The following is a 19056-nucleotide window of genomic DNA, read 5'->3' as shown; positions in this document are numbered from 1 at the left end:
TCTAGCTTCGTCGGCAGCGTCAGATGTGTATAAGAGACAGGTATCACCGGTTGCCCCCGTTGGACCTGTTGCTCCTGTTATTCCTGTCGCTCCTGTTGGACCTGTTGGACCTGTTGCTCCCGTTGCTCCTGTTATTCCTGTTGCTCCCGTTGGGCCTGTATCACCGGTTGCCCCCGTTGGACCTGTTGGACCAAGCTTAGGTACTGTCCCATCGCAACTAAAACAACATGAATCAACATGTACACCATTTTGATTATTACACCCACAATATCCATTTGTATTATTGAGCCATGAAGACATGTTGATCCCTTCCTTCAAATTCAATCTTTTCAGTACAAACAACGAATTATAAAACAACTATCCAATAATAAAGAAATACTTTATTCCGTACATTCTAATAATTATTACATGCGACACCCTTCCCTTTTGCTTGTACATTCGCCTTCCTGCTTAAACGAAATTCCTTTTCTGCATTTTCATATACATATAGATTTCAACCTCATATATTGAAATCTGTATAATTCGTTATTTTTCGTCAAAATTTTAAAAATATATTGACACTTAAAATATCATCATAGTATGATTTGGATGTTGTAATTGATAACGATTTTCAATATCGTACATTGCAAATTAAATAATTTATTTGGGGGCAGAAGATGAAGAAAATTCTCAGTATTTTCATAGTAATTCTTCTATTCGCTGTTGGATGCGGACAGCAAAAAGAGGAGAAAAAGGAAACAAAAGCGGACAATAAAAATCAAACTATAACAATTAAACACGCTGAAGGGGAAACGAAGTTAGATAAACCAGCGAAAAAAGTTGTTGTACTTGAGTGGGTATATTCAGAAGACTTATTAGCACTTGGTGTTCAGCCAGTAGGGATGGCAGACATTAAGAATTATAATAAATGGGTAAATACAAAAACAAAACCGAGTAAAGATGTTGTAGATGTAGGGACACGTCAACAACCAAACTTAGAAGAAATTAGCCGTCTAAAACCAGATTTAATTATCACAGCATCATTCCGTGGTAAAGCAATTAAAAACGAATTAGAGCAAATTGCTCCTACAGTTATGTTCGATCCATCAACTAGCAACAACGATCACTTTGCTGAAATGACAGAAACATTTAAACAAATTGCAAAAGCTGTTGGAAAAGAAGAAGAAGGTAAAAAAGTATTAGCTGATATGGATAAAACATTTGCTGATGCAAAAGCAAAAATTGACAAAGCAGGCTTAAAAGATAAAAACATCGCAATGGCACAAGCATTTACTGCTAAAAACGTGCCAACATTCCGCATCTTAACTGACAATTCTACAGCTTTACAAGTTACAAAAAAATTAGGTTTAACAAACACTTTTGAAGCGGGTAAATCAGAGGCAGATGGTTTCAAACAAACAACTGTAGAATCATTACAAAGTGTACAAGATTCAAACTTCATTTACATTGTAGCGGATGAAGATAACATTTTTGACACTCAACTAAAAGGCAATCCTGCTTGGGAAGAATTAAAGTTCAAAAAAGAAAACAAAATGTATAAATTAAAAGGCGACACTTGGATTTTCGGTGGTCCTGAGTCTGCAAAATCTTTAGCAACACAAGTAGCAGATGTAATGACAGCGAAGAAGTGATTACACGATGAATAGCTTACAACATACACTTCGAGCAAGTCTTGTATTCGGAGGAGGAGCAGCTCTCTTGCTCCTCCTTTTCTTTATTCATATCGGACAAGGTCAAGCAAATATTTCCTATAGTATGATTATCGATGCTCTTATCTCACCGAACCAATCACTAGAGCACCAAACTTTAATCATGCTTCGATTACCTAGAGCCGTAATTGCTATTTTAGCTGGAGGTGCTCTTGCTGCATCTGGGGTCATTTTGCAAACATTAACAAAAAACCCACTTGCTGAATCAAGTACAATGGGAATTCACTCTGGCGCATATTTCTTTCTAGTAGCGGCTACAATTTTCTTACCGAAAGGTCTGCAAATTAACTCACTTCTTTTCACATTTATCGGTGGTGCTATTACTGCTTTATTTGTATACCGTATTTCTGGTGGGAAAAAGGGAACCCCACTTAGAATGGCACTAGCTGGGATGGTCGTTACATTAATGCTTTCTGCTTTTACTGGAACGATGCAGCTTTTCTATGAAAATGAAACGGCTGGTTTATTTTTATGGGGAGCTGGCTCTCTTATCCAAAATAACTGGGATGGCGTTCAATTTGCTTTTCCATTTATCATTATTTCTTTCCTAGTTTTACTATTTATGTCTCGTAAACTCAACATCCTCTTACTTGGTGACGATGTTGCTGTTTCTCTTGGTGAAAAAACAGCAGTAACACGTCTTATCGCCTTCATTGCTGCAATCTTTTTAACAGCAGTAATTGTCACTGTCGTTGGACCGATTGGGTTTGTTGGCTTAGTTGCACCACACTTAATGCGCCTTATTGGTTACCGGCAACACTTTACTCTTCTTCTTTCCTCATTCTTATGGGGAGCAGTATTATTACTTGGGGCAGATGTCGTCGGTAGATTAATAGATCCAACTGGTGCAGAACTTCCTGTTGGAGCAGTCACAGCAATGATTGGGTCACCTTGGCTTATTTATTTAGTGTATCGTATGATGAAGTCGAAACAATATATGAATGATAACGGTGCGAATGCAGCTGGAGCTAGTTCCCGCTATTACTCTTATAAAAAGGTAATCATCATATCTATCACGCTTTGTATTGTGACGATTGCTCTTGGTGTTACAATCGGTAGTAATGCTTATATCGAAAGCATTACAAATGTTATAACAGGGCAATTAACGCAATTTGATAAAAATATGATGATGAACCTTCGTTTACCAAGAATGCTCGTTGCCGCTATTGCTGGCGCATGCCTTGCAATAAGTGGGCTTGTCTTCCAAGGAATATTACGAAACCCACTTGCCGACCCTTCGATTATTGGTATTTCGTCTGGAGCAGGTGTCGGTGCTTTAACTATTATGTATGTTTTCCCTGCACTTCCAGGTTTCTTCCTACCAATTGGTGCATTTATCGGCGGACTACTTGCAGTTGGAATTGTCCTCTTCTTCTCATGGAAAGCAGGATTTAGTCCAACAGCTCTTGCTTTAATAGGGATTGGTATTTCGGCTCTCGGCTCAGCAATTATTCAAATCTTTATCGTTAGAGCGAATTTGAATGTTGCTGCTGCTTTAACATGGCTATCAGGCAGTACGTATGCAAGAGGATGGAATCACTTAGAAAATATCATTCTATATCCATCACTTATTCTTATACCAATTATCTTTTTCTTAATGAAACAACTTGATGTCCTTGTACTTGGAGACGATTTAGCAACTGGACTCGGACAGCCTGTAAATAAAACGCGTCTTGCTCTAATTGTACTAGCGACACTTCTTGCATCTATAAATATCGCGGCTGTCGGTACAATCGCCTTTTTAGGCCTTGTCGCTCCTCACTTAGCAAGAATTGTTGTTGGTATGAATCATCAAAGATTATTCGTTTGTTCCGCTCTGTTTGGAGCAATCCTTCTTTCTGTTGCTGACTTACTTGGACGTACAATCGCATATCCGAAAGAAATTCCCTCTGGCCTTGTCGTTGCTGTACTTGGGGCACCTTATTTCTTATGGTTGATGAGGAAGAGTGGGAAGAAAGTTAATTAAAAGACGGCTTCATATATATGAAGCCGTCTTTTCCTATTATGGCATAAAATTAATATAGGCTTTGTACAGAATATATATAACAAGTGCATACATGATTATATTGAATACACTTCGTTTTAAAGTTAACTTTCTCTGTAATTTTAGTTCTATTCCATTTGCTACTTTCAGTCTACCTACCATTTTAAATAACTCTCTGTAATCATCAGCATTTCCCAATAATACGTACTCCTTATCATTTTTATACTTTATATGTAGAAATTCACTCCCACCTTTACGGTCTAATATTGTTCTCATAGAAGCTATTTCATTTAATACACATACTTTTATATCAACTTCATTATAATAACGATCCACAAAAAATACATACAACCGTTTATTTGTAACGATTAGCACATTATTAATACCGAAGTTCATCGCAAGAACGCCTACCCCTAATGTCATGGCTGTGCCTGTCTGCCAATTTTTCACACGAGGATTTTCGACAAGCATACTATATAAAATCTCTTCGCTTCCCTGTAACTCTTCTTGTACAACCTCATAACAACGTTTCATTAAAATTGTTTTTGTTACAACTTCTTTTGTACGATTTATTTTCTTTTTATCTATTTTCTCATCATTTCTATAATCATCTACAAAATTATCGCTATACTGCAAGTTATTTAATTCCTGAAGTAACTTTTCTTTATTCATTTCTTTCCCCCCCCAACAGCTTCTTCAATTTCTTTCTCCCTCTTGAAAGCCTGCTATATACCGTATCTCGTGTCATACCGAATTCAAGCGCTATTTCTTGTACGCTATATTCATCTAAATACCTTTTTATAAAAATTTTCTTATCTTCTTCATTCAATTCTTTAATTAAAACGTAAAAATTATAATCTCGCTCTTCTTTTGTTAAATTGACATTTTTTCTATCTTCATATATTTCTTGCTGAAGCTCTTGTAATTGATAAGCCTTATTACTTTTTCGTTTATAATCAATAGCTTTAAACTTAGCGACAAATATAAGCCAGTTTCTAAACTTCCCACGATTTTCATCATAACTACTAATGTTGTACCAAACGATTAATAAAATATCGTCAACACATTCGTCCACTAATACCTTGCTCTGTGCCGTATCTAAAACACTATGAACCACCTTATAAATTAAATCCCCATATCGATCAATTGCTGTATGTAATGCTAACATGTCTTGTTTTCGAAGACCTTCTACTATTTCTATATCCTTCACCCTTATCACCACTCTTTATCCCCTTCTTTATTCATTATATATACGAATGAACACATTCGTTTCCTGACACTTTTACAAATATTTTCTAATTGTTTTCATATTGTAGCAAATACTTAATTAATTATTTCTTGTGGAACAGGGATTATATTATCTCTCACGAATTTAATCTATGAACAAAAATAGGAGGGATAACAATGTACCAAACAATTGAAGGCTTCTTTCAATCATGGACTTACGAAGCAGAGTCTACTCAGAAAATGCTTAATTCATTAACCGATGCATCTTTATCACAAGAAATTGCGCCTGGGCATTGGACATTAGGAAGAGTTGCTTGGCATATCGTAACGGCAATTCCTGTTATACTATCTGGCACAGGCCTAAAGTTTGAAGGAGAAACGAAAGATTATCCTGTTCCAACTTCTGCAAAAAAAATTGCAGATGAATACCATAAAGTGAATGCAGCTTTCGTTGAAGCACTTCAAAGCGAATGGACTGATAAAGATTTAGCAACTATTAATGACTTCTTTGGTCGTCCTATGCCGAATTCTATATTTTTAATGACACTCATTAATCATCAAAATCACCATCGCGGACAAATGACAGTTTTAATGCGACAAGCTGGCTTAACAGTCCCTGGCGTATATGGTCCTGCAAAAGAAGAATGGGCTGCGACTGGAATGGAAGCTCCTAAAATGTAACAACAAAAAAAGACAAGGTGTTTACACATCTTGTCTTTTTCTGTAACTTGTTTCATGTGAAACTATTTTTACTAAATGGTTGTTTTATGGAAAAGATAGGTTAAAATGAACACATATTATGAAGAGGAGTAACCAAGTTGAATACAAAAAATAAAAAAATAGTTATGGGAACTATTTTACTAACTTCTATTATTGGAGTTATTAGCGTATCTCTATATTTCACAAGTTATGGTACCCCTTGGGGAAAACAAGCAGCAATTGCGGAATCAAAGAATTATATTACAAAATACTTTAATTTAGATGCAGAAGTCAAAAATACTTCTTACAATGCTAAAATGAATAGCTATGCCATCTCCTTTGAAACAAGTACCGACGGAGAGTTTACTATCGAATATAAAAGTCCTAATAACTTTAACATTTCTTCAGGAGTTCAGGAATATTTGAGCAAACACTCCAAATTTACAGAGTAGTAACGAAGCATACATACGTAAAAAAGAGTTGGTGTAACGCCAACTCTTTTTTACGTATTCTTGTCATACTGTTATATCTTCCTTCTCTATATTTTTAATTCCGTAATATGCAATTACAACTCCAATTGCTGCAAGTGCTAGTTGAAGAGGAAGAAAAGTTGCTGTAGAAAACGCTGGGTTGCCATTATTCATTGCAATTGTGACAACGATAAGAGATGAAACAATTGTAGTTGGCACGGAACGTTTACGCATTCCAAAATATAATGGGATTAAACTCATTCCCGCAGTTGCAATGGCTAAAGGAACTAGTTTTATTCCTTCTTGCATCAATTGATCTACTGTGAATGAATTAGGAAGAATTGAAAAATAACTATCTATCCCAAAGAAAATTCCTACTACTAAAATGTTAGATACAATAACTGTTATAAATGTTACTGTCGCTGTAATAGCCAACTTACTAGCCATCATCTTCTTTCGGTTAATGGGATAAGAAAACATGAGTAGTATTGTTTTATTTTTATATTCACCAATTATTAGCCTTGCGATTAATACACTACCAAAAACAATAAACGTTGCTCTTACTATTGTGCTAGCCATTAACAATATCGTCTCTGGATTCCTTATTTCTGCATCACCTTCTACTTGAGCTATGATGCTCACAAAGATCATTAATGCCAGTATAACAATATTTGCAATAATTGCTCTCTTCACGTACCAACCAAGCTTAAACTTTTTCAATTCTAGCTTCATTAAATGTAGCATGATAGTGTCCTCCTTCCTCCTAAGATTTAATCAATATAAATGACTCCTGTTTCACTTAAAATCTTCGCTTCATTTTTTGCATCACCAATCGTTCCTACTTTTATTTTTTCTGTATTTTTATCTTTCTTAAGTCCTTTTAAATCCACTATTACGTCAGCTGAATTACTTTTAGCCATAAGCTTCAATGATGCTGGGACGCCTTTATACCGTACGCCAATATCCCCTGATTTTGTTTCTACAAATAATGATTTTCCTTCTGTCATATCTTTCAGTAATACTTCCCCAGATGTTGAAGTGATGTTCACATTTTCGTTTTTTACATTTTTCACATAATTATCGCCAGTAGTAGAAGTTATATTTACTTCTTGTAATGAACTATCTTTTAACATCAAATCCCCACTTTCGGATATGAACTCACCCTTCTCTGCCAATAGTCCTGTAATCATTCCATCTCCAGATTTTCCTTTCGTCACGATACTTTTTACTACTATATCTCTTATTTTCACATCACCCGATTTATTATTTACTACAATTTTGTCTATTTCTTTCCTCGGAATAGCTATACATATACTATTTTTCTTCCTAAACGTAAAACCATTAAAAAATTTGGTCACCTTTTGTTTTTGCTTAATCACAATTTTATTTTCGTCATTTTCTATTTTGACGGGATTTATTTCTTTATCTACTTGTTGACCTTGAGCAGAAATTACTATTTTATTAGCGTCTGTACTTTTAAATTCAATATTCCAGTTTTCATTGTCTACTTCTATTTCTTTTATATTATTTATCTCAAAAGACTTTTCTTGCTTAAAATCTTTCACCTGAAATATCTTAAAACCAAAAACCACACTAGCAATTGTAATGAATAATATTGCAATTACTATTATTTTTTTCACCAGTCATACCCCAGTTCGTTTTTGTTTTAAGCTTGCTTCACGCCACATCAATCTTGTCGATTTTTCGATACGATAGATAACTAATGAAAATTCCTAATAAACAGAGCACGATTGGGATAGCTATAAACTCAAACATACTTACTTGACCGTTTCCAGGACCAACGTTACCATTAATCAGCATACCAATTATTACTGCTGAAGTAATCGTTGTCGGTGTCGATTTCTTTCTCATTCCAAAAAATAAAGGAATTAAGCTTATACCAGATATCATAAATGCACTTATAATAGTAGTTGGAACGGTAGCTATTATTTCCCCCATCGTAACAGGCGTTTCAAGTATTCCTATTATTGGATTCATACAGAATATGAGCAAACTAATAATAAATGTTGCGATTATCGTGCTCACAAAGCAAAAACTAAAAACAATTGCTAATTTCGCTTTCATTAGCATTTTCCTTTGCAGTGGGTACATAAATAGTAGCTGTATTGTTTTGTTCTTGTATTCATCAATCACTAAACGTGATAAAATAACCGATGCAAAAATAATAAATGTAATTCTAATAAAAATATTTGCTAAAGACATGTATTCCATATAGTTAGAGAACATCAACTCATCCTCTACTTTAGATGCCCATGCCATAAGACTTACCGCAGCAAAAATTGCTATAATACCAATCGCTGCTCCTTTAAAATAACTAGATAATTTATGTTTTTTCCATTCGAGTTTCATTAATTTAAACATATAAACCACGCCTCCATTCTTTATATACCTGTCTCTACACTGCTAACATTCTAATTCCAGCAGTAACTACGCTTAACATTCCTATCACTAGTAGAATTAACAACCATTTCCGCTCTGGTTTCCTATAATATAAAATTCCACTTATAAACATTACGATTAATCCACTTACCAGGTTCAGCCACAATTCATTAAGCATGAATGCCCTCTCCATCCATTACATTTAAGAAATATTCCTCTAAGGAACTATGTTTCTTATTAATACTTTCAATTTCCACATCATTCATAATAAGTGCTTTTGAAATGGCTTGCTGAGACACTGCCGTATCATACACACGAATCATATTTCCGCTCATTATTTTATAATTTTTTATACCAAGTTTATCTTCTAAAACATAAGCTGCACGCTTCACATCAGGAACAGTAATTTCAATGTACTCTGTTTGTTTTCCGTTAATACTCTTCATTGAAACTTCTTTTATTAGTTTTCCATTTTGAATTACACCAATTGTATCCGCCATTAATTCCATCTCACCTAAAATATGACTAGAAACTAATAATGTAATGCCATATTCTTTGCAGAGCATTTTAAATAAGTCTCGTAACTCTTTAATACCAATTGGATCTAAACCGTTTATGGGTTCGTCTAAAATGAGCAATTCTGGCTTTGTCACGATTGCCCTTGCAATACCAAGTCGTTGTTTCATTCCCAATGAAAAATCTTTTACTTTTTTATTATCTATCCCTTGCAGTTTCACTAAATGTAATGCATGGTCAATTGCGTTTTTATCGTAATAGCCCATATATTCACAATGTAATTCTAAATTTTCTTTCGCCGTTAATTTATCATAAAAGATTGGGTATTCAATAATTGTCCCCATTCTTTTTAATACTTCATAAGATGTGTCTGTTAACTTCTCACCTAAAATTTCAATCTCACCGCTCGTCGGTTTTATTAAATTTGTAATCATTTTCATAATCGTTGTTTTACCAGCACCATTCGGTCCTAAGAAACCGTATATCTCTCCTTTTTTCACATGCATGTTAACGCTAGAAATAACTTCTTTCCCTTTAAACACTTTCGTTAACTGATTCGTTTTTAATATATAGGTCATGTCACTTTCCCCTTTCGCACTACTTTATATTTTTATAATAGAGAACGGAAATCTCTTTTTTCTTACCCGTTTCTTACAAATTCCTTACGCTGAAAAAAAAGCTTGTAGAATCTACTTCTCTACAAGCTAAAACTGCATCTTTTTTAATGCAACTGTAAAAATTGTTTTTTCATACGGCTTACTAGAAAGATGAATTTTTCCATCCATCGCTTCCACCAGTCTTTTCGTAATCGTTAACCCTAAACCGCTTCCTTGGTACAATCTATTTCTCGAATCTTCAAGTGTGTACATACGCTCAAACACTTTATCAATATGAGATTCATCAATCCCTTTTCCTTTATCCCATACGTCTATATACACATTCGTTTCATCATCTCTTAACGTCATACCCAGTATCTTTCCATCGTCTCCATATGTAATTGCATTTGATATTAAATTGTTCAATACCCTACCTAATACTTCTACATTTCCAAGTGCATATATATTTCTTTCTGGTATATCAATATGAACATGAAAACCTTTCGACGTCACTAAATCATAAAAAGATAAAATCTTCTCACGACAAACTTCATTCATATTCACTTTTGTCATCTCGATTGCTTTGTCACCAGATTCTAATTTTGCTAAGTCAAAAAACTTATGAATTAGTTCCATTACTTCTAGTGTTTTCACATGCACCTTTTCAAGTAATATTTGTTGTTCTTCTTTATTCATTGTTTTATCCTTATTTAACATTTCTGTATATCCAAGAATAACTGTTAGCGGTGTTTTCAAGTCATGTGAAATATTTGAAAGCATTTTTCTCATCGAAATTTCTACTTTCGCATGATCTGCATTTGTTTTCTGTTTTGCATCTAATAATTGATTAATTGCCACTAATAATTTTTGCAATTCTCGATCATCTGTCATAACGAGTAACTTCTCGCCTGTTTGTACATTTACAATACTTTCTAACTTTTCATATGTGTATCGCAAATTTTTACTACTATTTTTTCTCATTTTATATTGTATGTAAATGACACATAACAATATAAAAATAATACCTATTAACAAATTGACCATATTACATCACTTCCAACTTATAGCCGATGCCCCATAACGTTTTAATATATTCTGGATTAGATGGATCACTTTCGATTTTCTCACGCAATCTCCTCATATGAACATTAATAACGTTATCATCTCCATAATACTCTTCGTTCCAAACTAACGTATATATTTGCGCTTTTGTAAATACACGATTTTGATTCTTTACGAACAGTTTTAGAATCTCAAATTCTTTTAAAGTAAGTTTGAGAGGCTTCCCGTCTTTTTCCACAGTAAAATTAATGGGATCAATCGTTAAATCACCAATTTGAATCATCTTTTCTGGTGTTTCTGTAGCCGAATATTTCGTAGATCTCCGAATACCGGCTTTTACACGTGCAGCCAATTCAATCATAGAAAATGGCTTACAAATGTAATCATCTGCTCCAAGTCCTAATCCAACAGCTTTATCAACATCTGTATCTTTTGCTGACATCATTAAAATCGGAACGGCACTTTTTTCACGAATAATACGCACAACCTCTAAGCCATCTAGCTTTGGCATCATAATGTCGAGGATAATCAAATCAAATGAACCTTTTAAATATGTGTTCACGCCTTCTTCTCCATCAGATGCGATTGTAACTTGAAAGCCCTCTTTTATTAAATACTTTTCCACCATCTCTTGAATTGAAATATCGTCTTCAACTAATAAAATATGATGTGACATATGTCTATCCCCTTTTTACAAACGTTAACAACTCAATTGTATCGTAACTACTACAGGCTGGAAACAATTATATGAATTTTCAAACCAACTTCCCTTCCTCCCCTAACAATGATATGATAAAATTCACTACGATTGTTCATAATTAACTTTATATAAAGGAGACTTATCATGTCAGAAAACAAAAAAGTAAGCTTAGCTGATTTAATGCGCGAACAACTTGCTAAGAAAAAGCAAGGAAATGGAAATGGCCAAAATGCAAAAAGTCAAAGCCAAGAAACGAAAAAATTACAAAACCAACAAACGAAAAAAACAAACAACCAACGTAGACGTACAGGTGTATAAATGAACGGACAAAAACGTTCTAATATCGCACCCGGTCTTGAAGTTGATATTGTATTAAAACAAGATCAACGAACAGGCAAATTAACACGTGGAATTGTAAAAGATATTTTAACAAACTCTCCTTCCCATCCGCATGGCATTAAAGTGCGATTGCAGGACGGGCAAGTCGGTAGAGTACAAAATATCGTTCAATAAGAAAAGGAGCTCAAGTAAACCCGAGCTCCTTTTTTCTTTATTAGCCTTTAATTTTTTCGATGAAAACTACTTTTAAGTAGTCTCCCTCTTTAAATTGATCAATTGTACGAAAATCTTCTGGTAAAGAATGTTCTTCTAATATTTTGTATTTACCGTTCATTTCTTTAAATGCAGTATCGATAAAGCCTTTAAACTTTTTCATATCAAATGCGCTACAATTTGTAGAAGCAACGATAATACCGTTATTTTCTGTAATTGCGATCGTTTCTTTTAATAAGTTTTTATAATCTTTCGCTGCGCTAAATGTATACTTTTTAGAACGCGCAAAGCTTGGAGGATCTAATACAACCATATCGAACTTCATTTTTTTCTTCGCAGCATATTTAAAGTAAAGGAATACATCTTCTACAATAATATCTTGTGCTTCGTAATCAATTTCGTTGACACTAAATTGTTCAATCGTTTTACTTAAACTACGATTTGCAAGGTCCACACTCGTTGTTTTAGTCGCTCCACCAAGTGCTGCAAATACAGAGAAAGCACCTGTATAAGAGAACATATTTAACACAGTTCTTCCTTGTGCATATGTATCACGAATTTGTTTTCGAACGTTACGCTGATCTAAAAATACACCAACCATTGCTCCGTCATTTAAATAAACCGCAAAGTTCACACCATTCTCTTTTACGATAAGTGGGAACTCACCGCGCTCTCCTGCTACGAAATCATCGCCTTCAATGTATTTCCCTTTCGTATCAAAACGCTTTTTCTCATAAATACCTTTAAAGTTTGCTACTTTTTGAAGCGCCGCTATGATTTCATCTCTAAAAGTATAAATCCCTTCACTATACCAGCTCACTACGTAATAACCGTCATAATAATCGATGATTAAGCCGCCAAGACCATCACCTTCACCATTTAGGACACGGAATGCTGTCGTATCATTTGATTTGTAAAACTGTTTTCGTTTATGTAAGGCAGATTTGATTTTACTTTCAAAGAAAGATTGATTAATTTGTTCACTCTCTTTTCTCGTTAAAATCCAGCCGTATCCTTTATTTTGTTTTCCATAATAGCCTTTTCCGATAAATTGGTTCTTCTCATCTACTACTTTGATGATTGTCCCTTCTTCACGAATATCGTTTAAATTTTGAATCGCATCTTTTAAAATAAGCGGATATCCACTTTTAATTTCTTTTATAAATTTCGGTTTTATTTTTATAGTTACTTCAGATCGCATGTAATGTCTTCCTTTCCATTTGAATGCTTTCTATTAGTAGGAAGCATGTAAAAAACGAGGCCGAAAAACAGCCTCGTTTCACTATACCATATTATCGCTTTGCTAGTACAACCCGCTCAGCCTTACACCTAATCGCAATATATTTACTAACTTATGAAATAAACATCATACTTTCAAAAAAAATTTATATATTTCATTATTGCCATTGACAATGATAATGATTTTCATTATCATTTAATGTATATGAGTTCTTGAAAATATAGATACATTTATAGGAGGAATACACATGATTATTGTTACAAATACAGCTAAAATTACAAAGGGAAATGGACATAAATTAATTGAGCGTTTTAATAAAGTAGGTAAAGTTGAAACGATGCCAGGATTTTTAGGATTAGAAGTTCTTTTAACGCAAAATACAGTTGATTATGATGAAGTAACAATTAGCACTCGCTGGAATGCAAAAGAAGATTTCCAAGGTTGGACAAAGAGCTCAGCATTTAAAGATGCTCACTCACATCAAGGCGGAATGCCAGAATATATTCTTGATAATAAAATTGCTTACTATGATGTAAAAGTTGTACGTATGCCAATGGCTGCAGCACAGTAAAAACAGTTATTTTTTAAGTATAGAATATGAGGAGTGCTATCACTTCTCATATTCTATACTTTTTCTTTAATTTCTTTTCACTAATTTTGCATGTACAACTAGCCTTCCAGCCTCTGGATCAAGCGCATAGTCACATGTAGAAAGTGTTACAATTTGATTATTAGCCGTCAATTCCGTATCCGTTTTGTACAGTGATTTTTCTTGAATTTTCTTTAAGAACGATGTATATGCTGCATCATTTTCAAAATCCGTTTCAATGTAATAAAAGTCCGTTGTTGTCGTATATACTGAAAAAACTTCAACATCGTATCCTTCAAATAATGTATCGTAATATAATTTACGATGGGACATGAAGAATTCTTCATCCAACATTTTTTTTAAACTCCCAAACATAGAACCGTCCTTCATACGATGACCATATAAAATAGTATTTCGGTTTTGAGATTTCACATCATTACGGTGGTCCATAAAAATACTTCCCGCTCTCATATCTTCACCTTTGTAATTACGAAATAAATAGTAATCATTATCCTTCGCTTGAACGATTGGATAATTAATTTGTGTATCATCCATCGTAATCCATCCAACTATCTCTGGATTAATTTTTTGGAGAGCTTGAAACTGCTTACGTACTTCCCCATCCTCTGATTTTTCTTCCATTGGACTTCTCTTATAAATATGTTGCGCTTCAGCCATTACTTTACGATTTTCATAATAATCCATGAAAATCCCACCCAATTCATACATTGAATAGAAAAAGATTCCTAAAAACACAATGGTAAGTATGCGTTGAAAAAATGAATTCTTTTTCCGTTCTTTCTTACTATTCAAATTATCACCTCAAAACGGATTATGCTCAGCCTTTAGATTCCCATTGGTACCATGTATAGTCCTGTATCTTCATCCTGCTTTACAACGACATCTACACCATATATTGCTTTAACCATTTCTTCTGTTATTACATCATTAGGATTACCTTTCGTAACAATCTCTCCATCTTTCATAACGATAATATGATCACTGTAACGAATGGCTTGATTAATATCATGTAATACCATTACAATCGTTAGTCCATACACTTCATTTAACTCTTTCACTAACTCTAATATTTCTATCTGATAATAAATATCTAAATATGTTGTCGGCTCATCTAAGAAAAGCATTGGTGTATTTTGAGCTAATGTCATTGCAATCCAAACTCGCTGTCTCTCTCCGCCTGATAAAGCATAAATTGGCTTATCACGCTTACTTTGTAAATTCGTACATACTAGTGCACGCTCAATCGCTTCTCTATCTTCATCTGTTTGCGGAGAGAAAAATTTTTTATATGGCATACGCCCAAAGCTTATTAGCTTTTCCACTGTAATATCTGCTGGAGCCTCATTTTGTTGATGGACAACCGCTAGCTTTCTAGCAAACTCTTTCGGTTTATATTCACTAATCGCTTTCCCATCAAGTATTACTTCTCCACTGCTAGGAGCGTGATTTCTAGACATAACACTAAGTAATGTTGATTTCCCACATCCATTCGGGCCAATAATTGTTGTAATTTTCCCAATTTCTATTTCACTACTAACAGACTTTAAACGATTTGTTACGTTATCGTATGAAAAGGTTACATTTTTAATTTCCATGAACTTTATCACTCTTTCTAAGCAAGAATATTAAGAATGGACCACCAATAACTGCCATAATTGTTGCTGCTGGAATTTCATTAGGTGGCACAATTAACCTTCCAATTGTATCTGCCGTCAAAATTAATAACGCCCCTGCAAGAGCAGAAAATGGAATTAATACTTTATGGTCTGAACCGACTAATTGTCTTGAAATATGCGGAACGAGTAATCCTACAAAAGCAATAACACCTGCAATCGCTGTTGATACTGCCGCTAAGAGTACTGCAATGGCAGAAATAACAAGACGAACTCTCGTCACGTGCAAGCCTAAGTTTTTCGCAGTCTTATCTTGTAGCGATAATAAGTTACACCAAGCTCCTACGAACAGAGCAAGAATAAGACCAATCGTTCCATAAGTCACCATTATTTCTACATCGCCCCACGTCTTCATTGTTATGTTAGAAGTCGTCGTTTGCTTAATACTCTTAATAAAATATCCACAAATCGTAACGAATGATTCATTTAATCCAGTAAACATTGCATTAATAGCAATACCAATTAAAATAATGCGGAGTGGACTTAATCCAGACTTCCATGAAAAAGAGTAAACGAGATAACACGCAAGCGCACCGCCTAAAAATGCGAATACTGGTGTCCAGAAAAAGAATTGCGGAAACAACGTAATAATAACGAGTGTCATAAAACTTGCTCCAGAAGATATCCCGATTACACCAGCATCAGCAAGTGGATTTTTCATAACAGCTTGAAAAAGCACACCTGAAACAGCCAGAGCTGCTCCAGTAAATAGTGCAATAATAATACGTGGGAAACGTAAATCTTTAATCACTTCAACATCTTCATTTCCCCCTGTAAATATCCCTTGTACAAGCTCAACAATACCTACTTCTAAACTCCCTTTCATCGCTGACAATGATGTCATAACAATAAGCAATGCAGTAACAATGAGGAAACTCCAAGTTTTTTTATTCATTCCACTCTTCCTTTATATTAAAATGCATCACGGATACATCATTTTTTTCAATTCATCTAACGCTTCAATTGCTGCTAAATTGCCTGTCGTTCCAAATAAACGCTCTTCTAAATCGTAAACACGGTTATTTTTAACTGCAGCGAAGTGCTTCCAAATGTCATTCGTTTTAAATTCTTTATCGAACATTTTTACAACTTCATCAGGCATACCATGAGCTGCTCGTAAAATAATATCTGGATCAGCTTTCTTTAAGTACTCTGTATTAGAAGCTAAATACTCTACTCGTTCACCTTGTACAATGTTTTTACCACCTAGTTGTTTCACTAAATCTCCAATATAAGAATGCTCTGTTGCTACTAAATAACTTCCTGGCACACCTAACAAAATAAGTACTGTCGGTTCTTTCTTTCCTTTTACTTCTTTTTGAATGCTAGCAACCTTTTTATCTAACTTAGTTACAACTTCTTCAGCCTGCTTTTCACGTCCATATTTCTTACCTAAATCGCTAATAGAATTTTGCATATTTTTCAAGCTTGTTAAATCTAAAAAGTTTGCTTTCATACCCACACCATCAAAAACTGGCTTTAATTCATATTCAAGTGTTGTCACAGATAATACTTCTGACGGCTTTAATGATTTTACCTTTTCCATATCTGGACTCATTGGATTCCCAACTTCAGGTAAACCTTTATATCGCTTTGGTAAAGTTTTAGAACTTGTTGGAACGCCGACTAAATCTACTTCTAACGCATCCATAATTTCAGTAACAGCCACTGTTGTTGCAACAATGCGCTCTTTACTCTCACTCTTTACCTGCTTTGCTGTTTCTTTTTTGGGTGATGAGCACCCGGCTATACTCATTAACAAAATGATAGCCATTAGTACACTTGTAATTTTCTTCACTCTCAATCACCACTCCTTTCCATACAATATGAAACAAGTCTTGATGCACGCGAACATGCATCAAGACTCCAAAAATTACAATCTACCCGCTCTATATTTACGAACTAGTAAAGCAAGTGAACCTAGCAGTAACACCATGTATAAACCAAGTTGTGCTGTATCTGCAGTTTTTGAGTTTTTCTCTTTTTTTGCATCATTATCTGTAGCATTGTTTTTCTTCTTATCATCTGCATTTCGATTAAAATCAGGATTACCTACTGTTTTTACATTATCTACTTTCGGTGTAGTCACTGGATTTTTTGGTTCATTTTTTGGATCCTCTTTAATAGTTCCTAACGCACCGATATTATTTGTATCAAATTGAATTTGTACATCGTAGAAATGATGGTAGTTCATCTCATCGATGTCTACCTTTACTTTTGCGTTTAATTTTTTAAATATATCTTCTACTTCAAACTGTACTACTCGCGTATTTGCATTTTTATCTTCGCTTATTACTTTCGCATCAGCGAATAGCTCATTGTTTTCCGTTTGGAATTTCGTAATCCACACGCTATTTTTCAGCGTCATCTCAATGTATTTTTTACCATCTTTTACGATTAATTTCGCTGGATTTACAACATAGTCATGCATCTTTGAAATCTCATCTGTTTTATCTTTTAATACTTTAAATGTAATATCATATTGACCGTCTACTAAATTTTTCGGATCAACTATTACTTTCGGTTTATTATTTCCACCTTGGTTATCATTTCCACCTTGGTTATTGTTTCCGCCTTGGTTGTCGTTTCCACCTTGGTTGTTGTTTCCGCCTTGGTTGTCGTTTCCACCTTGATTCCCTAAAGCTTTAATACTATCTTGATCAAATACAAATTGAACATCGTAGACATGGTGATAATTCATTGAATCAATATCTACTTTTACTTTTGCATTTAATTTTTTAGACAAATCGTTTACTTCTACTTCTACTACTCTTGTATTTTGTTCTTTATTTTCACTTAACACTTTTGTATTAACGAAAGAACCATTCTTCTCAAATTCAAATTTCGTAATCCATGTACTATTTGTTAATGTAAACGATACATATTTCTTACCATCTTTTACTTTTAATACACCTGGACTTTTTGTGTATGTGTTCATCATTGAGATTTCATCTGTTTGATTTTTTAACACTTTAAAGCCAATGCTGTATTCACCATCTTTAAGAGCTTTTGGATCAATTGTTGTGTTATTATCTTGGTTGTTGTTTCCGCCTTGGTTGTCGTTTCCACCTTGGTTATTGTTTCCGCCTTGCTTGTCGTTTCCGCCTTGCTTGTCGTTTCCGCCTTGGTTATTTAACGGCTTAATGCTACCTTTATCAAATGCAAATTGAATATCGTAAAAATGGTGATAATTCATTGAATCGATATCTACTTTTACTTTTGCATTTAACTTTTCCGATAAATCCGGTACTTCTACTTCCACTACGCGTGTATCAGCTTTTTTATCTTCACTTATTACATTTGCATCAACAAACGAACTATTTTTCTCAAATTCAAACTTTGTAATCCAAGCACTATTCGTTAACGTAAAGGATACATACTTCTTACCATCTTTTACTTTTAACACACCTGGACTTTTTGTATATGTGTTCATCATTGAAATTTCTTCTGTTTGATCTTTTAATGTTTTAAAATTGATGCTGTATTCACCATCTTTAATTGTTTCAGCATCTGGATTTTTATTATCGTCTGGTTTTTCTACTTCCGGTTTTTCTACTTCTGGTTTTTCTACTTCTGGTTCTGTCTCTTATACACATCTGACGCTGCCGACGAAGCTAG

General features: G+C 34.2%; 21 protein-coding genes and 2 pseudogenes. 7 read left to right on the top strand and 16 right to left on the bottom strand.

Annotated elements, in window-relative coordinates; translation table 11 throughout:
• Nucleotides 1–300 (bottom strand): annotated as a pseudogene (locus JDS92_RS25885) (hypothetical protein); the annotation flags it as partial.
• A gap of 356 nt (nt 301–656) precedes the next feature.
• Here JDS92_RS25885 and JDS92_RS25880 point away from each other — a divergent pair.
• Nucleotides 657–1631, top strand: a complete 975-nt coding sequence (locus JDS92_RS25880) for an ABC transporter substrate-binding protein (protein WP_097880415.1) — start codon at nt 657–659, stop codon at nt 1629–1631.
• Nucleotides 1632–1638: 7 nt separating this feature from the next.
• Nucleotides 1639–3675 (top strand): Fe(3+)-hydroxamate ABC transporter permease FhuB, encoded by a 2037-nt coding sequence (fhuB, locus tag JDS92_RS25875; RefSeq protein WP_001087100.1) that lies wholly within the window; start codon nt 1639–1641, stop codon nt 3673–3675.
• 36 nt (nt 3676–3711) lie between these two features.
• Here fhuB and JDS92_RS25870 read toward each other — a convergent pair whose 3' ends face one another.
• Together JDS92_RS25870 and JDS92_RS25865 are read right to left on the bottom strand one after the other, a co-directional pair.
• Complete coding sequence (locus JDS92_RS25870; RefSeq protein ID WP_199632735.1) at nt 3712–4365, bottom strand: septation ring formation regulator EzrA; 654 nt, start codon at nt 4363–4365, stop codon at nt 3712–3714.
• Nucleotides 4358–4912: a sigma-70 family RNA polymerase sigma factor gene (locus JDS92_RS25865; RefSeq protein WP_097959273.1), complete on the bottom strand. Its 555-nt coding sequence runs from the start codon at nt 4910–4912 to the stop codon at nt 4358–4360. The genes JDS92_RS25870 and JDS92_RS25865 overlap by 8 nt, the downstream gene beginning before the upstream one ends.
• A gap of 185 nt (nt 4913–5097) precedes the next feature.
• On the opposite strand from JDS92_RS25865, the gene JDS92_RS25860 reads away from it, so the two are divergent.
• Both JDS92_RS25860 and JDS92_RS25855 read left to right on the top strand, forming a co-directional pair.
• Complete coding sequence (locus JDS92_RS25860) at nt 5098–5601, top strand: DinB family protein (protein ID WP_000284957.1); 504 nt, start codon at nt 5098–5100, stop codon at nt 5599–5601.
• A gap of 137 nt (nt 5602–5738) precedes the next feature.
• Nucleotides 5739–6071, top strand: coding sequence for a YfjL-like protein (locus JDS92_RS25855; protein ID WP_001093308.1), 333 nt, complete (start codon nt 5739–5741; stop codon nt 6069–6071).
• Between the two features lie 63 nt (nt 6072–6134).
• Here JDS92_RS25855 and JDS92_RS25850 read toward each other — a convergent pair whose 3' ends face one another.
• The 7 genes from JDS92_RS25850 to JDS92_RS25820 all read right to left on the bottom strand — a co-directional run bounded on the left by JDS92_RS25850 (nt 6135) and on the right by JDS92_RS25820 (nt 11339).
• On the bottom strand, nt 6135–6833 hold the full coding sequence (locus JDS92_RS25850; protein ID WP_000902927.1) for an ABC transporter permease: 699 nt from the start codon (nt 6831–6833) through the stop codon (nt 6135–6137).
• A 26-nt stretch (nt 6834–6859) separates the two neighbouring features.
• Nucleotides 6860–7729 carry a DUF4097 family beta strand repeat-containing protein gene (locus tag JDS92_RS25845; RefSeq protein ID WP_199632734.1) on the bottom strand — a complete coding sequence of 290 codons (870 nt, stop codon included), beginning with the start codon at nt 7727–7729 and terminating at the stop codon, nt 6860–6862.
• 37 nt (nt 7730–7766) lie between these two features.
• Complete coding sequence (locus tag JDS92_RS25840) at nt 7767–8471, bottom strand: ABC transporter permease (protein ID WP_000475531.1); 705 nt, start codon at nt 8469–8471, stop codon at nt 7767–7769.
• A 34-nt stretch (nt 8472–8505) separates the two neighbouring features.
• Entirely contained in the window at nt 8506–8667 is a 162-nt protein-coding gene (locus JDS92_RS25835; protein WP_000931273.1) for a hypothetical protein, read from the bottom strand.
• Nucleotides 8660–9583: an ABC transporter ATP-binding protein gene (locus tag JDS92_RS25830; protein ID WP_000221101.1), complete on the bottom strand. Its 924-nt coding sequence runs from the start codon at nt 9581–9583 to the stop codon at nt 8660–8662. The genes JDS92_RS25835 and JDS92_RS25830 overlap by 8 nt, the downstream gene beginning before the upstream one ends.
• 126 nt (nt 9584–9709) lie before the next feature.
• Nucleotides 9710–10645, bottom strand: a complete 936-nt coding sequence (locus tag JDS92_RS25825; protein ID WP_052943419.1) for a HAMP domain-containing histidine kinase — start codon at nt 10643–10645, stop codon at nt 9710–9712.
• A 1-nt stretch (nt 10646) separates the two neighbouring features.
• Nucleotides 10647–11339 carry a response regulator transcription factor gene (locus JDS92_RS25820; RefSeq protein WP_000018031.1) on the bottom strand — a complete coding sequence of 231 codons (693 nt, stop codon included), beginning with the start codon at nt 11337–11339 and terminating at the stop codon, nt 10647–10649.
• A 168-nt stretch (nt 11340–11507) separates the two neighbouring features.
• Between JDS92_RS25820 and JDS92_RS25815 the strand changes: the two genes are divergently transcribed.
• Together JDS92_RS25815 and JDS92_RS25810 are read left to right on the top strand one after the other, a co-directional pair.
• Nucleotides 11508–11681, top strand: coding sequence for a hypothetical protein (locus tag JDS92_RS25815; RefSeq protein WP_001293579.1), 174 nt, complete (start codon nt 11508–11510; stop codon nt 11679–11681).
• Nucleotides 11682–11876: a YwbE family protein gene (locus JDS92_RS25810; protein WP_001014310.1), complete on the top strand. Its 195-nt coding sequence runs from the start codon at nt 11682–11684 to the stop codon at nt 11874–11876.
• 40 nt (nt 11877–11916) lie between these two features.
• On the opposite strand, the gene JDS92_RS25805 is transcribed toward JDS92_RS25810, so the two are convergent.
• Nucleotides 11917–13116 (bottom strand): class I SAM-dependent rRNA methyltransferase, encoded by a 1200-nt coding sequence (locus JDS92_RS25805; protein WP_001255942.1) that lies wholly within the window; start codon nt 13114–13116, stop codon nt 11917–11919.
• 286 nt (nt 13117–13402) lie between these two features.
• Here JDS92_RS25805 and isdG point away from each other — a divergent pair, with 286 nt between their 5' ends.
• Nucleotides 13403–13726 (top strand): heme oxygenase, encoded by a 324-nt coding sequence (gene isdG, locus JDS92_RS25800; protein ID WP_000587821.1) that lies wholly within the window; start codon nt 13403–13405, stop codon nt 13724–13726.
• A 66-nt stretch (nt 13727–13792) separates the two neighbouring features.
• Here the strand turns inward: isdG and srtB are convergent, their stop codons facing one another.
• From srtB to JDS92_RS25775, 5 genes and pseudogenes are all read right to left on the bottom strand, one after another.
• On the bottom strand, nt 13793–14557 hold the full coding sequence (srtB, locus tag JDS92_RS25795; protein WP_052943420.1) for a class B sortase: 765 nt from the start codon (nt 14555–14557) through the stop codon (nt 13793–13795).
• Between the two features lie 32 nt (nt 14558–14589).
• A complete protein-coding gene (locus JDS92_RS25790) occupies nt 14590–15360 on the bottom strand; it encodes an ABC transporter ATP-binding protein (RefSeq protein WP_199632733.1) in 771 nt (256 codons plus the stop codon).
• The gene (locus JDS92_RS25785; RefSeq protein ID WP_052943422.1) at nt 15350–16333 is read right to left on the bottom strand and encodes a FecCD family ABC transporter permease; all 984 of its coding nucleotides are present in this window, start codon (nt 16331–16333) and stop codon (nt 15350–15352) included. The genes JDS92_RS25790 and JDS92_RS25785 overlap by 11 nt, the downstream gene beginning before the upstream one ends.
• 27 nt (nt 16334–16360) lie before the next feature.
• Nucleotides 16361–17242: a heme ABC transporter substrate-binding protein IsdE gene (gene isdE, locus JDS92_RS25780; protein ID WP_002156521.1), complete on the bottom strand. Its 882-nt coding sequence runs from the start codon at nt 17240–17242 to the stop codon at nt 16361–16363.
• A gap of 69 nt (nt 17243–17311) precedes the next feature.
• Nucleotides 17312–19012: pseudogene (locus tag JDS92_RS25775) on the bottom strand (NEAT domain-containing protein); the annotation flags it as partial.
• Between the last annotated feature and the right edge of the window lie 44 nt (nt 19013–19056).

Source organism: Bacillus cereus group sp. N12, assembly GCF_016483575.1.
Taxonomy (GTDB): Bacteria; Bacillota; Bacilli; order Bacillales; family Bacillaceae_G; genus Bacillus_A; species Bacillus_A toyonensis.
The sequence above is the reverse complement of the archived record's forward strand: the minus strand, read 5'-3'. Positions and strand labels throughout refer to the sequence as shown.

Excerpts from the sequence above, each read along its gene's own strand:
- JDS92_RS25815 (WP_001293579.1), top strand. The coding sequence starts at position 11,508 with ATGTCAGAAAACAAAAAAGTAAGCTTAGCTGATTTAATGCGCGAACAA.
- JDS92_RS25825 (WP_052943419.1), bottom strand. The coding sequence starts at position 10,645 with ATGGTCAATTTGTTAATAGGTATTATTTTTATATTGTTATGTGTCATT.
- JDS92_RS25870 (WP_199632735.1), bottom strand. The coding sequence starts at position 4,365 with ATGAATAAAGAAAAGTTACTTCAGGAATTAAATAACTTGCAGTATAGC.
- JDS92_RS25860 (WP_000284957.1), top strand. The coding sequence starts at position 5,098 with ATGTACCAAACAATTGAAGGCTTCTTTCAATCATGGACTTACGAAGCA.
- JDS92_RS25880 (WP_097880415.1), top strand. The coding sequence starts at position 657 with ATGAAGAAAATTCTCAGTATTTTCATAGTAATTCTTCTATTCGCTGTT.
- JDS92_RS25830 (WP_000221101.1), bottom strand. The coding sequence starts at position 9,583 with ATGACCTATATATTAAAAACGAATCAGTTAACGAAAGTGTTTAAAGGG.
- JDS92_RS25850 (WP_000902927.1), bottom strand. The coding sequence starts at position 6,833 with ATGCTACATTTAATGAAGCTAGAATTGAAAAAGTTTAAGCTTGGTTGG.
- JDS92_RS25790 (WP_199632733.1), bottom strand. The coding sequence starts at position 15,360 with ATGGAAATTAAAAATGTAACCTTTTCATACGATAACGTAACAAATCGT.
- JDS92_RS25805 (WP_001255942.1), bottom strand. The coding sequence starts at position 13,116 with ATGCGATCTGAAGTAACTATAAAAATAAAACCGAAATTTATAAAAGAA.
- JDS92_RS25820 (WP_000018031.1), bottom strand. The coding sequence starts at position 11,339 with ATGTCACATCATATTTTATTAGTTGAAGACGATATTTCAATTCAAGAG.
- JDS92_RS25810 (WP_001014310.1), top strand. The coding sequence starts at position 11,682 with ATGAACGGACAAAAACGTTCTAATATCGCACCCGGTCTTGAAGTTGAT.
- JDS92_RS25785 (WP_052943422.1), bottom strand. The coding sequence starts at position 16,333 with ATGAATAAAAAAACTTGGAGTTTCCTCATTGTTACTGCATTGCTTATT.
- JDS92_RS25835 (WP_000931273.1), bottom strand. The coding sequence starts at position 8,667 with ATGCTTAATGAATTGTGGCTGAACCTGGTAAGTGGATTAATCGTAATG.
- isdG (WP_000587821.1), top strand. The coding sequence starts at position 13,403 with ATGATTATTGTTACAAATACAGCTAAAATTACAAAGGGAAATGGACAT.
- JDS92_RS25840 (WP_000475531.1), bottom strand. The coding sequence starts at position 8,471 with ATGTTTAAATTAATGAAACTCGAATGGAAAAAACATAAATTATCTAGT.
- fhuB (WP_001087100.1), top strand. The coding sequence starts at position 1,639 with ATGAATAGCTTACAACATACACTTCGAGCAAGTCTTGTATTCGGAGGA.